We start from the raw sequence: 14,396 nt of genomic DNA, 5'->3' as shown, positions 1-14,396 counted from the left end.
TTACCCGACGGGCAGTGCTGTTTTTTATTTGCTACAGAGGGTTGTACACGGCTTGCCGGCAATTTGGCAAATGGCTGTCGCAAATCGTGTGCCTGATGTCGGTGGATTCACGCCGCGAAGCGCGCTGGTCGGCGGCGGGGGCCGGGCGCATAGTCGATGTTCGACAACCCTCTACACATCCTCCACGACAACAAGGCAGAGGCGGCCATGACCAAGACCCTGCATCACCGTGCCTGTCACCTGTGCGAAGCGATCTGTGGGCTGAACATCGAAGTCAGCCATGACGACGACGGGCGGGCGCTGATCAGTTCGATCAAGGGCGACCCCCAGGACCCGTTCAGCCGCGGCCATGTCTGCCCAAAGGCCGTGGCCCTGCAGGACATCCAGAACGACCCCGACCGCCTGCGCCAACCGCACAAGCGGGTGGGCGAGCACTGGCAGGCCATCGGCTGGGACGAGGCCTTTGCCCTGGCCGCCGACAGGCTGTGGGCGATCCAGCAGGCCCATGGGCGCAATGCGGTGGCGGTGTACCAAGGCAACCCGAGCGTGCACAACTACGGCCTGATGACCCACAGCAACTACTTCCTGGGCCTGCTGAAAACCCGCAACCGCTTCTCTGCCACCTCGGTGGACCAGTTGCCGCAGCACCTGGTCAGCCACCTGATGTACGGCCATGGCCTGCTGCTGCCGATCCCGGACATCGACCAGACCGGTTTCATGCTGATCCTCGGCGGCAACCCGCTGGCCTCCAACGGCAGCATCATGACCGTGCCGGATGTGGAAAAACGCCTGAAAGCGCTGCAGGCCCGGGGTGGGCGCCTGGTGGTGGTGGACCCGCGGCGCAGCGAAACGGCGGCGATGGCCGACAGTCACCTGTTCATTCGCCCTGGAGGGGATGCGGCCTTGTTGTGCGGCTTGCTCAACACCCTGTTCGCTGAAGGCCTGGCGCGCGGCTCGCACTTGCCGGTCGCGGGTCTGCAGCAGGTGCGCGAAGCGATCGCGCCGTTCAGCGCGGAGGCCATGAGTGCGCACTGTGGCATTGCCGCTACAGACATCCGCCAGCTGGCACGGGACTTCGCCGCGGCCGACAAGGCGGTGTGCTACGGCCGCATGGGGGTTTCGACCCAAGCCTACGGCACCCTTTGCCACTGGCTGGTGCAACTGATCAACCTGGTGACCGGCAACCTTGACCGTGAAGGCGGCGCGTTGTGCACCGAGCCTGCCGTCGACCTGGTGGCGACCACCTCGGGTGGCCATTTCAACGCCTGGCAGAGCCGGGTGTCGGGCTTGCCCGAGTACGGCGGCGAATTGCCCGTGGCGGCCTTGGCCGAGGAAATGCTCACACCCGGCGAAGGGCAGGTGCGCGCGCTGGTGACGGTGGCTGGCAACCCCGTGCTGTCGACGCCCAACGGCCGCCAGCTGGATGCGGCGCTGGAAGGGCTGGAGTTCATGCTCAGCATCGACCTGTACATCAACGAAACCACCCGCCATGCCGACCTGATCCTGCCCTCCACCTCGGCGCTGGAAAACGACCATTACGACACAACGTTCAACTTGCTGGCCGTGCGCAACGTGACCCGCTTCAACCGGGCGATCCTGGCCAAGCCCGAAGGGGCATTGCATGACTGGGAGATTTTCGTCGGGCTGGCACAAGCGTTCGCCAAACGCGCCGAGCTGGAGTTGAAGCCGACCTGGGCGCCAGCGCAGATGATCGACCTGGCCCTGCGCAAGGGGCGCTATGGTGAAGCGACACCCTGGCAGTTGTCGCTGGCAGCGCTGGACGAGCACCCGCATGGCCTCGACCTGGGGCCATTGCGCGCCAACCTCGCAGCGCGCCTGACGACTGCCAGCAAGGCTGTCGAAGCGGCGCCCCAGGTGCTGCTGGACGACCTGGGGCGGTTGGCGCAACAAGCCCCTCCGACGCCGGGCGAACTGCTGCTGATCGGCCGTCGCCATGTACGCAGCAACAATTCGTGGATGCACAATTTTCATCGGCTGGTGAAAGGCAAACCGCGACATCAGTTGTTGATGCACCCGCAGGACCTGCAGCAGCGGCAGCTGCAGGACGGCCAGCGGGTTCGTATCCGCTCGCGTACCGGGGAGCTTGAAGTCGAGGTGCAGGCCTGCGAGGACATGATGCCGGGCGTGGTGAGCCTGCCCCATGGCTTCGGTCACTCTCGTCGGGGCGTGCACATGCAGACCGCCCAGGCGCAACCTGGCGTGAGCGCCAACGACCTCACCGATGAGCGCCTGCGTGATCAGGTTTCCGGCAATGCCGCCCTCAATGGCGTACCCGTGCAGGTAGAGGCCGCGTAAGGAACGGTAAGGCCGAGCATGCTGCTCGGCTTTCCGATACAATGCGTCACCGTGCCGACGACCGCGTCGGAAAGTTCAGCCGAGGTGCTACATGGATATCATCGAAACGATCAAAGAGCAGATTGCCAACAACACCATTCTGCTTTACATGAAAGGCTCGCCGAATGCCCCGCAGTGTGGCTTCTCTGCGCGTGCATCGCAGGCCGTGATGGGTTGTGGCGAGAAGTTCGCCTACGTCGACATCCTGCAGAACCCGGAAATCCGTGCGAACCTGCCAAAGTACGCCAACTGGCCGACCTTCCCGCAACTGTGGGTAGCCGGTGAGCTGGTCGGCGGCAGCGACATCATGCTGGAAATGTTCGAAAAGGGTGAGCTGCAGACCCTGATCAAGGAAGCGGCTGCCAAGGCCAAGGCTTCCGAAGCCTGAATTTCCGGCAAGCATGAAAAAACCCGCTCATCGCGGGTTTTTTCATGGGGCGAATATTTATTCTTCGCCCATCTGCGACTGCAGGTAGTTCTCGATACCAATCTTGTCGATCAGCCCCAGTTGGGTTTCCAGCCAGTCGATGTGTTCTTCCTCGGACTCGAGGATGTCTTCGAGCATGTCACGCGAGCCGAAGTCGCCAGCGGTTTCGCAATGGGCGATGGCTGCTTTCAGGTCGACCAGGCCTTTCTGTTCGATCTTCAGGTCGCATTCGAGCATTTCCTTGGTGTGCTCGCCAATCAGCAGCTTGCCCAGGTCCTGGACGTTGGGGATGCCTTCGAGGAAGAGAATACGCTTGATCAGTTTGTCAGCGTGCTTCATCTCGTCGATGGATTCCTTGTACTCGTGCTTGCCGAGTTTGTTCAGGCCCCAATCTTCGTACATGCGTGCGTGCAGGAAGTACTGGTTGATCGCGACCAGCTCGTTTCCGAGGATCTTGTTGAGATGCTGGATGACGCTTACGTCGCCTTTCATGTCGGGTTCCTGCCCTGTAGAAGTGTGCCAATACAGTGAAGTTTGAGCCCGATACTTAGGTGTGTCAAACCTAAGTTCTTGAATAATAAGTGAAAATTAATGTAAATAAGAATGTTTGTGAACCGCGTTGGAGCGCTAACTTATTGAATTGCGGGCATAAAAAAACCGGACGCAAGGTCCGGTTCTTCGAATTCTGGGTTTTCAGGCTGCGGTAAATTCCACGGGGTAGGGCAGGGCTGCCTGGCTGACCTGGAGTTCGGTCAGGGTCTCGCGGACCACCTGCTTGGCCACGCAGGCACATTTACCACACTGGCTGGCGACATTGGTCGCGGCTCGCACTTCCTTGTAGCTGCAGCATCCTTCATAGATCGCATCGCGGATCTGTCCGTCGGTAACGCCGACACAAAGACACACATACATAAAGGCTGACCATCGTTGGTGGGCTCGATGGGGTGGAGCTTAATGTTAATGAGAATGCTTGTCAAAGGAGTTTCTGAAAGGGCCGTGCTTGAGCGACCGGCGGTTGCTTCGTCGTTGGAGTCGGCCTGTCACCAGAAGCCGTGTATGATGGTCGGCCTTTGTTGGATGTCGGGCAAGCCCGTCTGGCCCGGCAAACGGTTTTTCACCCTCATCAGGAGATTACAATGAGCGTACTCGTTGGTAAGAAAGCCCCCGATTTCACCGTTCCGGCCGTGCTGGGCAATGGCGAGATCGTCGACAGCTTCAACCTGGCTTCGGCCATCAAGGGCAAGTACGGCCTGGTGTTCTTCTACCCGCTGGACTTCACCTTCGTCTGCCCGTCCGAGCTGATCGCCCTGGACAACCGCATCCCTGACTTCCAGGCGCGCAACGTGGAAGTGATCGGCGTGTCGATCGACTCGCACTTCACCCACAACGCCTGGCGTAACACCCCGGTCAACAACGGCGGTATCGGCCAGGTCAAATACACCCTGGCTGCCGACATGACCCACGAAATCTGCAAGGCCTACGACGTCGAGTCCGAAGGCGGCGTGGCCTTCCGTGGTGCCTTCCTGATCGACACCAACGGTGTTGTCCGTTCGCAGATCGTCAACGACCTGCCACTGGGCCGCAACATGGACGAGCTGCTGCGCCTGGTCGACGCCCTGCAATTCCACGAAGAGCACGGCGAAGTTTGCCCTGCCAACTGGAAAAAAGGCGACAAAGGCATGAACGCTTCGCCGGAAGGCGTTGCTGCCTACCTGAGCGAGAACGCTGGCAAGCTGTAATTGCCAAGCGCATGAAAAAACCGGCCCTTGTGGCCGGTTTTTTTGTGCCGTCCTGTGCCGGCCTCTTCGCGGGCTTGCCCGCTCCCACAGAAATCCCACAATGGCTGAGGCCACTGCAGTACCTGTGGGAGCGGGCATGCCCGCGAATGCTTTTTCAACTCAATCGTTGAAATCGCGCCAGCCGCCCATCTCTTTCCAGCGGTTGACGATGCCGCAGAACAGCTCGGCCGTCTTCTCGGTGTCATAACGCGCCGAATGCGCCTCACGCCCGTCGAAGTCGATGTCTGCGCTCTGGCAGGCCCGCGCCAGTACGGTCTGGCCATAAGCCAGGCCCGCCAGGGTAGCGGTGTCGAAGCTGGAGAACGGGTGGAACGGGTTGCGCTTCAGGTCATTGCGCGTTACCGCTGCATTGAGGAAGCCCAGGTCGAAGCTGCTGTTGTGGCCGACCAGGATCGCCCGCTTGCAGCCATTGGCCTTGAGCGCCTTGCGTACGCCGCGGAAGATGTCGGTCAGCGCACTTTCCTCGCTGACCGCCATGCGCAGCGGGTGGTCCAGCTTGATCCCGGTGAACTCCAGCGCGGCCGCCTCGATGTTGGCGCCCTCGAATGGCTCCACCCGGTGGAAGTAGGTGTGCTCGGGGAACAGGAAGCCCTTTTCGTCCATGCCGATGGTGACAGCGGCAATTTCCAGCAGGGCATCGGTAGCGCTGTTGAAGCCGCCGGTTTCAACATCCACTACTACCGGCAGATAGCCGCGGAAGCGCTCGGCCATCGGGTGGCGCGAGCCGCTGCTGCCTTGGGTGTCCAGGTCGTCTTCGTAGAGGTCTTCGCTCACGCGTTTTCCTCCAGCAGGCGCCAGCGCAGTTTTTCGCCGGCGCGCAGCGGGACCACGGTCTGCTCGCCAAACGGCAGGCTGTCCGGGGCGGTCCATTCTTCGCGGACCAGGGTAATGGTGTCGGTGTTCGCCGGCAGGCCGTAGAACGCCGGGCCGTGCAGGCTGGCGAAGCCTTCCAGCTTGTCCAGCGCGTTACGCTGCTCGAATGCTTCGGCGTACATCTCGATGGCTGCGTAGGCGGTGTAGCAACCGGCACAACCGCAGGCGGCTTCCTTGGCGTGACGGGCGTGCGGGGCCGAGTCGGTACCCAGGAAGAACTTCGGGTTGCCGCTGGTGGCCGCGTCCAGCAGCGCCACCTGGTGGGTGTTGCGCTTGAGGATCGGCAGGCAGTAGAAGTGCGGGCGAATGCCGCCAACCAGCATGTGGTTGCGGTTGTACAGCAGGTGCTGCGCGGTGATGGTCGCGCCGACGTTGGCCGGGGCCTCGGTGACGAACTGCGCGGCATCGCTGGTGGTGATGTGCTCGAACACCACCTTCAGCGTCGGGAAGCGCTCGACCACACGGCGCATGTGCTCGTCGATGAAGCGCTTCTCGCGGTCGAACACGTCGATCTCGCTGCGGGTCACTTCGCCATGCACCAGTAGCGGCATGCCAACTTCCGCCAGCGCCTCGATGGCCGGGAAGATGTTGTCGATGCTGGTCACGCCCGAGTCGGAGTTGGTGGTGGCGCCGGCAGGGTACAGCTTGGCGGCGTACACGAAACCGCTGGCCTTGGCCGCGCGGATGTCCTCGGGGCTGGTGCGGTCGGTGAGGTACAGCACCATCAGCGGCTCGAAGCGGCTGCCAGCCGGGCGGGCGGCCAGGATGCGCTCACGGTAGGCGCCGGCCTCGACGGCATTGCGTACCGGCGGAACCAGGTTGGGCATGATGATGGCACGGGCGAAAGTACGCGCCACGTCGCCAACGGTGTGGGGCAGGACGGCACCATCGCGCAGATGGATGTGCCAGTCGTCGGGACGCAGGAGGGTCAGGCGATCGGACATTGGGGATTCCAGGCGGGTCGAACTCAAGCCCCAATGCTACCGGAAAACCCTGGGTGGAGCACGGCTATCAAGTTTTCCGGCAGGCGTCCGATAGCCTGCAGGTAAGCCGTCAGAATTTGTGGAGCCGCCCGTGCGCCAGCGTTACCTAGCCCTGTTGACCCTGTTCGCCAGCCTGCCGGCCGGCGCGCTGACCTTCCAGACGCGCATGGAGAACATCGCCTGGAAGGTCGAGGGTGACCAGTTCGAGTGCCGGCTGATCCAGCCGATCGACGGCTTCGGCAGCGGCGAGTTCGTGCGCCGCGCGGGCGAGCAGCCGGTGTTCCAGCTGCGTTCGGACAGCAATGTACTGGGTGCGGGCACGGCCACCTTGCTGGCAGCCGCTGCGCCGTGGCAACCCGGGCGCAGCGACATCAACCTGGGCAGCGTGCGCATGGCTCGCACCGGGGTGCTGTTCAGTTCGTCCCAGGGCCAGGCCAGCCGCCTGATCAACGGCCTGCTCGATGGGCGCAGCACGGTGGTACGCAATTACGCCGGCGAGGCGGGCAGGCCGATGGAAGTGCGTGTGCTACCGGTCAGCTTCGCCAAGGCCTACAGCGACTATCAGGCCTGTGCCGGCAAGCTGCTGCCGATGAATTACGACCAGGTGCGCCAGACCCAGGTGGGCTTCCCCGGGGGCGGCTTCGAGCTGGATGGTGCGGCCAAGGCGCGGCTGGACGTGATCCTCGACTACATGAAGGCTGACCCGACGGTGAACCATGTCGAGCTCAACGGCCACTCCGACAACAGTGGCAACCGCCTGACCAATCGCGACATGTCGCGCCGCCGGGCACTGGCGGTGGCCGACTACCTCAAGGCCCATGGCGTTCCGGAAGAGCAGATTACCGTGCGTTTCCACGGCGAGCGTTACCCATTGGCGAAGAACACCAATGCTGCCAACCGGGCGCGTAATCGTCGGGTGAATATTGAACTGGATCGGGTGGCGGTGGTTGAAAAACCGGTGGAGAAGCCGGTTGAGCAGGCGGCGCCTGCTGCTCCGACGCCAGCGCCAGCCAGTCCGGCTGCTGCCGCGCCGGGGGCGAAGGCGCCCTGAGATCGGGTTGGTTGCCGGGTACATGGCAGGGGATTGCATCAGGGCCTACAGGTGTCCGCCACAACATTTTTGGCGCCTGTGAGACCGAGCGCCGCCCGCGCGGCGCATCGCCGGCAAGCCGGCTCCCACATCTGTTTCGGGCCAGTCTCTTCTGTGCCTGGCGCGCGCGACCCCTTGTTTGTACGACACGATATCGAAGGTAGCGCTGCTGCTCTTCTGCAATCTCCAGCCATGCACCCCAGGGTGCGAGTGCGCAGGAGGCAGGAGTAACTGGCCCGAAACAGATGTGGGAGCCGGCTTGCCGGCGATGCGCCGCGCGGGCGGCGCTCGATCTCATAGGCGCTGTACAGGTCAAGGCATTCACCTTGGGGCCCTGATACTATTCTCCCGTCGCCCTTCCGAAACTTCCTGTCGCTTTGTCGTCAGAAGCTGTCGCCCCACTGTAAATTTATCCGTAACGTCGTTAGAATCGATCCCTTTCCGTACAACCCCGTGGAGTGATGGCATGGCGGACGTAAAAAAGGTCGTACTGGCGTATTCCGGCGGCCTTGATACTTCGGTGATTCTCAAGTGGCTGCAGGATACCTACAACTGCGAAGTGGTGACCTTCACCGCTGACCTGGGTCAGGGCGAAGAGGTCGAGCCGGCTCGTGCCAAGGCCCAGGCAATGGGCGTTAAAGAGATCTACATCGACGACCTGCGCGAAGAATTCGTGCGTGATTTCGTGTTCCCGATGTTCCGCGCCAACACCGTCTACGAGGGCGAGTACCTGCTGGGTACTTCCATCGCCCGTCCGCTGATCGCCAAGCGCCTGATCGAAATCGCCAACGAAACCGGCGCCGACGCCATTTCCCACGGCGCCACCGGCAAAGGCAACGACCAGGTGCGTTTCGAACTGGGTGCCTACGCCTTGAAGCCAGGCGTCAAGGTAATCGCCCCATGGCGTGAGTGGGACCTGCTGTCCCGCGAGAAGCTGATGGACTACGCCGAGAAGCACGGCATCCCGATCGAGCGCCACGGCAAGAAGAAGTCGCCGTACTCGATGGACGCCAACCTGCTGCACATCTCCTACGAAGGCGGTGTCCTGGAAGATACCTGGACCGAGCACGAAGAAGACATGTGGCGCTGGAGCGTCTCGCCCGAGAACGCCCCGGACCAGGCTACCTACATCGAGCTGACCTACCGCAACGGTGACATCGTTGCCATCGACGGTGTCGAGAAGACCCCGGCCACCGTCCTGGCCGACCTGAACCGTATCGGTGGTGCCAATGGCATCGGCCGTCTGGACATCGTCGAGAACCGTTACGTCGGCATGAAGTCGCGTGGTTGCTACGAGACCCCAGGCGGCACCATCATGCTCAAGGCCCACCGTGCCATCGAGTCGATCACCCTGGACCGCGAAGTCGCTCACCTGAAGGATGAGCTGATGCCGAAGTACGCCAGCCTGATCTACACCGGCTACTGGTGGAGCCCGGAGCGTCTGATGCTGCAGCAGATGATCGACGCTTCCCAGTTCAACGTGAACGGCGTGGTACGCCTGAAGCTGTACAAGGGCAACGTCACCGTTGTCGGCCGCAAGTCGGACGACTCGCTGTTCGATGCCAACATCGCTACCTTCGAGGAAGATGGCGGCGCCTACAACCAGGCGGACGCAGCGGGCTTCATCAAGCTCAACGCCCTGCGTATGCGCATTGCTGCCAACAAGGGCCGCTCGCTGCTCTGATCGCTGGCATGTGAAACAAGAACCCCGGCCCAGGCCGGGGTTTTTTTTGTCTGTGATATCAATGGCCGTCGTTCGCCTGCTGTCCATCAAGCGCGCTGATCGATAGTTGTGCGCACTGGCGTCTATCCAGGTTGCAAAAGCGCCACGTGCGCGCTTGCTGCGGCGGTTGGGCAAGGGCGGACAGCAATTGCTGCTCCATCATGCGATAGGCATCGGGGCCGGAAAACATGAATGTGACAGGCTCGCCCTGCAGCGCTTCGCTGGTATTACCGGGCGTTGCATGTTTGGCCACATCGCTCTGTGTCGACGTGTTGTCATTTGCCGTCCTGTTTGATGAAGGGTCGTAGAACGACTTGTAATTGAAGTTGAGCGTGAGGAAGAACAGTGCCGTCAGGAAGAATGGGAAGCCCACCAGGAACCAGGTATAGAGCTTTTGGCTGGATTCGCTGAGAAACGGCAATGTGGCAAGGGCGGAGGCTTCGATAATCCCTGCGAAGATGGCAATGATCGTCAGCGGGGCGACAGGCTGTACTTGGTGCATATGGGTCGTCTCCAGCGATTTTGCACATCTTTACCTTACGGCGATGCTCAACTAAAGACTGGATTGTTTCCCGGGTGAGAATAATCGCTTGAAATCCTGATGACGGTGTTTGTTCAGCGCATTTGAGCTGAATATTTCCTGAGGTGTCGGCCGGTTTCCAACTGGTGCACTTTTACCGGCCGGTGATACCGTTCATTCGGTAACAGGGAATTTGATTGTTACAAGTGCATCAGTTGAGTGTAGGAAATTTCTGTAAGTGTTGTAGGTTCTATCTGTTCATATATTTCGCCGGTAAATCACCGCGCCAGTAAGCGTTCTGTAGGTTATCTTGGCGGGCCAAAGCAAAAGCAATGAATGGATATCGCATGAATAAAGTGCTTATCGTGGATGATCATCCGGTCATACGCCTGGCCGTACGCATGCTGATGGAGCGGCATGGGTATGACGTCGTGGCGGAAACCGACAACGGGGTGGCTGCGCTGCAACTCACACGGCAACACCTGCCGGATATCGTGGTGCTCGATATCGGTATCCCCAAGCTGGATGGCCTGGAGGTGATCGGTCGCATGACAACTTTCAGCCCGGGCAGCAAGGTGCTGGTGCTGACATCGCAGGCCCCCGGCAACTTCTCGATGCGCTGCATGCAGGCGGGGGCGGCGGGGTATGTGTGCAAGCAGCAGGAACTCACCGAGCTGCTGAGCGCCATCAAGGCCGTACTTTCGGGCTACAGCTACTTCCCCAACCAGGCCTTGCATGTGTCACGTGGCAGGGGCGGAAGCGAGACGGATATGGTCAACCGCCTCTCGGCGCGCGAGATGACCGTGTTGCAACAGCTGGCGCGAGGGCGTTCCAACAAGGAGATTGCCGACAGCATGTTTCTCAGCAACAAGACGGTCAGTACCTATAAGTCGCGCCTGTTGCTCAAGCTCAATGCGCGCTCGCTGGTCGACCTGATCGAGCTGGCGCAGCGGCAAGGGTTGAACTGACCGCCAAGGCCGTAAAGCCTCCAGCCAGGAGGCTTTGCCAGGGTTACAGATCGTAGTCGAAGTCGGCCAGCTGCTTCTGCAGGCGCCTTTCTTCCAGCATGTTGTCGATGGTGCGGCGCTTGCTCAGGTTGGTCTTTGCGGTTTCCACCTGGGGTTCCGCTTCGTCATCCGCGGCAACAAAATCATCTTCGATCGACAGGTCGTCTTTATCGCTACTCATGAGTCGCTCCAAGCCAAGGGGCCATTGGCCGTCCTTATAACCAGAAAGCAGACGCTGGTAAAAAAGATTTTTTCAATCGCCGCAGCTGGTTTCCAGCTATCGACTCAATCGTCGGAGGTCTTGTGCTTGTACTCGCACAAGTCTTCGATCCGGCAACTGCCGCAGCGCGGCTTGCGTGCCTGGCACACATAGCGCCCGTGCAGGATCAGCCAGTGGTGGGCGTCGAGCAGGTAATCCTTTGGCACGAACTTGATCAGCTTTTTCTCCACTTCCAGCACCGTCTTGCCTGGCGCAATGCCCGTGCGGTTGCTGACCCGGAAGATATGGGTATCCACCGCCATGGTTGGCTGGCGGAACGCCGTGTTGAGCACCACGTTGGCGGTCTTGCGGCCCACGCCGGGCAGCGCCTCCAGGGCTTCGCGGGTTTGCGGTACCTGGCTGCCATGGCGTTCGATCAGCAGTCGGCAGGCTTCGATGACGTTCTTGGCCTTGCTGTTGTACAAGCCAATGGTCTTGATGTACTCGCTCAGGCCTTCGACGCCCAGCGCATAGATGGCCTCGGGGGTGTTGGCGACCGGGAACAGGCGTGCGGTGGCCTTGTTGACGCCGACATCGGTGGACTGCGCAGACAGTGTTACGGCGACCAGCAGTTCGAACGGGGTGGTGTAGGCCAGTTCGGTCTTCGGGTCGGGGTTGTCTTCGTGCAGCCTGCGAAAGATCTCCAGGCGTTTGGCGGCATTCATGAAATCAGAGCTTTCCTTGACGACGTGGTTGGGCGGGGCCCGGACGCAGGCGATTGTACAAGGCCAACAGCAGTCCGAGCAGTAGCAAGGCGCCCGGGGCCAGGCTGGCCAGGTGCAGGCCGGTACCGTCGGCCAACCATTGGCGGCTGGCGCCGAGCAGCAGGCATGTGGCAAGCAGCGCACAAAGGTGGCCGGCCAGCAGGCGCCAGCGCCCTTGATCGGGCAGCAGGTGGTCAGTGGCCAGGCATTGCAGGCACAGCAGTGCGGGATAGTGGCCGAGGGCAAGTGCCACTGGCAGCAGCCAGGCACGCAGCGCCAGTTGCAGGCAACTGGCCAGGGCCGCCAACAGCAGCAGGCTGGCCAGCACATAGGTCCAGGTGGCAAGCCGCTGGCGCAGGGGGGCCAGCAACAGCTGGTGAAGGCTGCTCATCAGCACCGCACACACGCCGATGGTGGCGCCTTCGCTCAGTGTTCGGGTGGCGCCCAGCAGGGGCACCAGGCTTGCGCCGAGCAGGCAGAACCTATTCATGCATGGCGCCCTCCAGCAATACGCTGCGCTGCTCATCGAAGTAGCTCAGCGCTTCCTGCAGCGCGCCGATCACCGCCCGTGAGGTCACGGTTGCGCCTGCCAACTGGTCAAAGTCGCCCTGGTCGCGCTTCAGCGCCCAGCGATCGCCCAACTGGCGGTTGGCAAATTGCCCAAGCCAGTTCAGCTGCGGATCACCCAGGCGTGCACCCAGCCCGGGGCTTTCCTGTTGCTCGACCACCTGGCTGCCGATCAGCCGGCCGTCCGGGGTGATGGCCACGCTCAGCACGATCGGCCCGGCATAGCCCTGGGCCTGGGTGACCAGGATGATGGCGGCCGGCTTGCCTGCCAGCGTCGCCCGGTAAGCTGCCAGGATACGGCTGTTTGGCCGCTGTGCGGCGGGCCTGGGCAGCGGGCTGTCCAGGGGCTGGTTGTCGTAACTGCCTTCTGGCAGCACTGCCAGCCGCTGACGGCTATTCAGTTGTTTCTCGGCGTCGGCGATGGCCGCGCTGGTCCAGTGTCGCCAGGCCAGGGTGGCCGACAGTGCCAGTACCCCGGTCAGTAGCAACAGGCCCACATCACGTACCAGGCGCTTCATCGTGCAACCTGCTGGCGCTGCAAAGCCAGGCGTTCGAGGCTCGGCGCCATGAGGTTCATCAGCAGGATGGCGAACGCCGTACCGTCCGGGTAGCTGCCCCAGGTGCGGATCAGGTAGATCAGCAGGCCCGCCCCCAGGCCAAACCCCAGCTTCGCCCACTCCTGCCGGGGGCCGGACACCGGTTCGGTGGCAATGAAGAACGCCGCCATCATGGTCGAGCCGGAGAACAGGTGCAGCAGGGGGGAGCCGTTGGAGTCCGAACCCGAGCCATTCCAGCCCAACAGGCTGAACAGGAATAGCCCTGCCAGCAGGCCAACCGGCGCATGCCAGCTGATCACCTTGCGTTGCAGCAAGAACAGGCCGCCCAGCAGGAACGCCAGGTTGACCCATTCGCTGCCCTGCCCACCGATGCTGCCGAAGCCCGGATGGCTGGCGAACAGTTCATCGATGGTCAGGCTGCGGTTGTGGCGCAGGCCGTCGAGCAGTGTCGGCCGGGCCCAGGCATCGATCTGCTCGCCGCCGGCGAACACCAGCTGCAGGCTGTCGAGCAGGCCTGGTGCCGGCCCTGGCCAATGGTTCATCTGCAACGGGAAGCTCAGCAGCACGAAGGCGTAGCCGACCATGGCCGGGTTGAACAGGTTGCGCCCGACCCCGCCAAAGGCCTGCTTGCCGATGCCGATGGCAACACTGGCTGCGACCACAGGCAACCACCAGGGCGCCAGGGTGGGCAGGGCGGCGGCCAGCAGCACGGCGGTCACCAGCGCGCTGCCGTCGTTCAGCGCCGTGCGCAGCGGTTGTGTTCGCAAGGTAAGCAACAGCGCCTCGCACAGCAGCGCGGCGCTGGCGCACAGCAACAGGTTCAGTAGCAAACTCCAGCCATGCAGCCAGAACAGCGCCAGCAGGCCAGGTACGCAGGCCAGCAACACCAGGCCCATGCTGGTGCGTAGCCGCGGGTCGGGCTTGCCGGTCATTGGGCGAACAGCCCGTTGAAGCCGGAAAACGCCATGGCCATTACCCCGGCCCCAAGCACTTCGATGGGCAGGCCGCGCATTGCCCTGGGGACGTCGGCATGAGCGCTGCGCTGGCGCAGGTCGGCGAACAGCACCAACGCCAGCCAGAAGCCGCCGCCGGCCAGCAGGCCTTGCAGCAAGGTAGCGAGCCATGTGCTGTCGTCGCTTGCCTGTTGCAGGGTCAACCCTAGTACTACCGCGTTGCTCAACAGCAGCGCGGGCAGTTGCGTCACCGGCCAGCTCGGGCGCCACCTTGTCAGCAGCCATGGCACGCCCCAGGCAAGCACGGCCAGCCAGGGCAGCAACAGGAACAGGGCAAGGTCCTGGGCCTGCAGCGGGGCAAGCACCCCGCGCACCAGTAGTTGTGCGCCGATCACGCCCAAGGCAATGCACAGTGCGCAGGCGAGGCCGTGCACATGGAGGTGCAGCCTTGCGAGTGGCTGTTGTTGCAGGCACAGGTGATTGACCAGCGCAGCGCTGATCAGGACCAGGATGTAGTCGCTCATGAGATGACGATAGCCGGGAATCGGGGCGATTGTCCGGGTTTGGCATCAAGGTGCC

Annotated in this window: 17 protein-coding genes; 6 read left to right on the top strand and 11 right to left on the bottom strand. The window is 62.2% G+C overall.

Features of this window, described 5'->3' with window-relative positions; translation table 11 throughout:
- The first annotated feature begins 207 nt into the window (after nucleotides 1-207).
- A complete protein-coding gene (locus ABX298_RS04755; RefSeq protein ID WP_286101905.1) occupies nucleotides 208-2,316 on the top strand; it encodes a molybdopterin-dependent oxidoreductase in 2,109 nt (702 codons plus the stop codon).
- Nucleotides 2,317-2,407: 91 nt separating this feature from the next.
- On the top strand, nucleotides 2,408-2,743 hold the full coding sequence (gene grxD / locus ABX298_RS04750; RefSeq protein ID WP_003254949.1) for a Grx4 family monothiol glutaredoxin: 336 nt from the start codon (nucleotides 2,408-2,410) through the stop codon (nucleotides 2,741-2,743).
- A gap of 57 nt (nucleotides 2,744-2,800) precedes the next feature.
- Here the strand turns inward: grxD and bfr are convergent, their stop codons facing one another.
- Nucleotides 2,801-3,274, bottom strand: coding sequence for a bacterioferritin (gene bfr / locus ABX298_RS04745; RefSeq protein WP_003258014.1), 474 nt, complete (start codon nucleotides 3,272-3,274; stop codon nucleotides 2,801-2,803).
- A gap of 201 nt (nucleotides 3,275-3,475) precedes the next feature.
- Entirely contained in the window at nucleotides 3,476-3,694 is a 219-nt protein-coding gene (locus ABX298_RS04740) for a bacterioferritin-associated ferredoxin (protein ID WP_003254947.1), read from the bottom strand.
- A gap of 224 nt (nucleotides 3,695-3,918) precedes the next feature.
- Here ABX298_RS04740 and ABX298_RS04735 point away from each other — a divergent pair, with 224 nt between their 5' ends.
- Nucleotides 3,919-4,521, top strand: coding sequence for a peroxiredoxin (locus ABX298_RS04735; RefSeq protein WP_003254945.1), 603 nt, complete (start codon nucleotides 3,919-3,921; stop codon nucleotides 4,519-4,521).
- A 159-nt stretch (nucleotides 4,522-4,680) separates the two neighbouring features.
- On the opposite strand, the gene rnt is transcribed toward ABX298_RS04735, so the two are convergent.
- On the bottom strand, nucleotides 4,681-5,355 hold the full coding sequence (gene rnt, locus ABX298_RS04730) for a ribonuclease T (protein ID WP_003258010.1): 675 nt from the start codon (nucleotides 5,353-5,355) through the stop codon (nucleotides 4,681-4,683).
- Nucleotides 5,352-6,398, bottom strand: a complete 1,047-nt coding sequence (gene pyrC, locus ABX298_RS04725) for a dihydroorotase (protein WP_015271562.1) — start codon at nucleotides 6,396-6,398, stop codon at nucleotides 5,352-5,354. Before pyrC ends, rnt begins: the two co-directional genes overlap by 4 nt.
- 130 nt (nucleotides 6,399-6,528) lie before the next feature.
- Between pyrC and ABX298_RS04720 the strand changes: the two genes are divergently transcribed.
- Complete coding sequence (locus ABX298_RS04720; RefSeq protein WP_317409628.1) at nucleotides 6,529-7,488, top strand: OmpA family protein; 960 nt, start codon at nucleotides 6,529-6,531, stop codon at nucleotides 7,486-7,488.
- A gap of 505 nt (nucleotides 7,489-7,993) precedes the next feature.
- Nucleotides 7,994-9,211 (top strand): argininosuccinate synthase, encoded by a 1,218-nt coding sequence (locus ABX298_RS04715; RefSeq protein ID WP_367394136.1) that lies wholly within the window; start codon nucleotides 7,994-7,996, stop codon nucleotides 9,209-9,211.
- A 58-nt stretch (nucleotides 9,212-9,269) separates the two neighbouring features.
- Here ABX298_RS04715 and ABX298_RS04710 read toward each other — a convergent pair whose 3' ends face one another.
- A complete protein-coding gene (locus tag ABX298_RS04710; protein WP_317409627.1) occupies nucleotides 9,270-9,752 on the bottom strand; it encodes a hypothetical protein in 483 nt (160 codons plus the stop codon).
- A 365-nt stretch (nucleotides 9,753-10,117) separates the two neighbouring features.
- Between ABX298_RS04710 and ABX298_RS04705 the strand changes: the two genes are divergently transcribed.
- Nucleotides 10,118-10,738 (top strand): response regulator transcription factor, encoded by a 621-nt coding sequence (locus ABX298_RS04705; protein WP_023660944.1) that lies wholly within the window; start codon nucleotides 10,118-10,120, stop codon nucleotides 10,736-10,738.
- Nucleotides 10,739-10,781: 43 nt separating this feature from the next.
- Here the strand turns inward: ABX298_RS04705 and ABX298_RS04700 are convergent, their stop codons facing one another.
- The 6 genes from ABX298_RS04700 to ABX298_RS04675 all read right to left on the bottom strand — a co-directional run bounded on the left by ABX298_RS04700 (nucleotide 10,782) and on the right by ABX298_RS04675 (nucleotide 14,341).
- A complete protein-coding gene (locus tag ABX298_RS04700) occupies nucleotides 10,782-10,958 on the bottom strand; it encodes a PA3496 family putative envelope integrity protein (protein WP_003258006.1) in 177 nt (58 codons plus the stop codon).
- Between the two features lie 104 nt (nucleotides 10,959-11,062).
- Complete coding sequence (gene nth, locus ABX298_RS04695; protein ID WP_025340388.1) at nucleotides 11,063-11,701, bottom strand: endonuclease III; 639 nt, start codon at nucleotides 11,699-11,701, stop codon at nucleotides 11,063-11,065.
- Nucleotides 11,702-11,705: 4 nt separating this feature from the next.
- On the bottom strand, nucleotides 11,706-12,230 hold the full coding sequence (locus ABX298_RS04690) for an NADH:quinone oxidoreductase (RefSeq protein ID WP_025340387.1): 525 nt from the start codon (nucleotides 12,228-12,230) through the stop codon (nucleotides 11,706-11,708).
- Complete coding sequence (locus ABX298_RS04685; RefSeq protein WP_075046141.1) at nucleotides 12,223-12,825, bottom strand: RnfABCDGE type electron transport complex subunit G; 603 nt, start codon at nucleotides 12,823-12,825, stop codon at nucleotides 12,223-12,225. The genes ABX298_RS04690 and ABX298_RS04685 overlap by 8 nt, the downstream gene beginning before the upstream one ends.
- Nucleotides 12,822-13,796 carry an RnfABCDGE type electron transport complex subunit D gene (locus tag ABX298_RS04680; RefSeq protein ID WP_367394135.1) on the bottom strand — a complete coding sequence of 325 codons (975 nt, stop codon included), beginning with the start codon at nucleotides 13,794-13,796 and terminating at the stop codon, nucleotides 12,822-12,824. Before ABX298_RS04680 ends, ABX298_RS04685 begins: the two co-directional genes overlap by 4 nt.
- On the bottom strand, nucleotides 13,793-14,341 hold the full coding sequence (locus ABX298_RS04675; protein ID WP_367394134.1) for an Rnf-Nqr domain containing protein: 549 nt from the start codon (nucleotides 14,339-14,341) through the stop codon (nucleotides 13,793-13,795). The genes ABX298_RS04680 and ABX298_RS04675 overlap by 4 nt, the downstream gene beginning before the upstream one ends.
- Nucleotides 14,342-14,396: the final 55 nt, after the last annotated feature.

The organism is Pseudomonas sp. X4, from assembly GCF_040784925.1.
GTDB lineage: Bacteria > Pseudomonadota > Gammaproteobacteria > Pseudomonadales > Pseudomonadaceae > Aquipseudomonas > Aquipseudomonas putida_Z.
The sequence above is the reverse complement of the archived record's forward strand: the minus strand, read 5'-3'. Positions and strand labels throughout refer to the sequence as shown.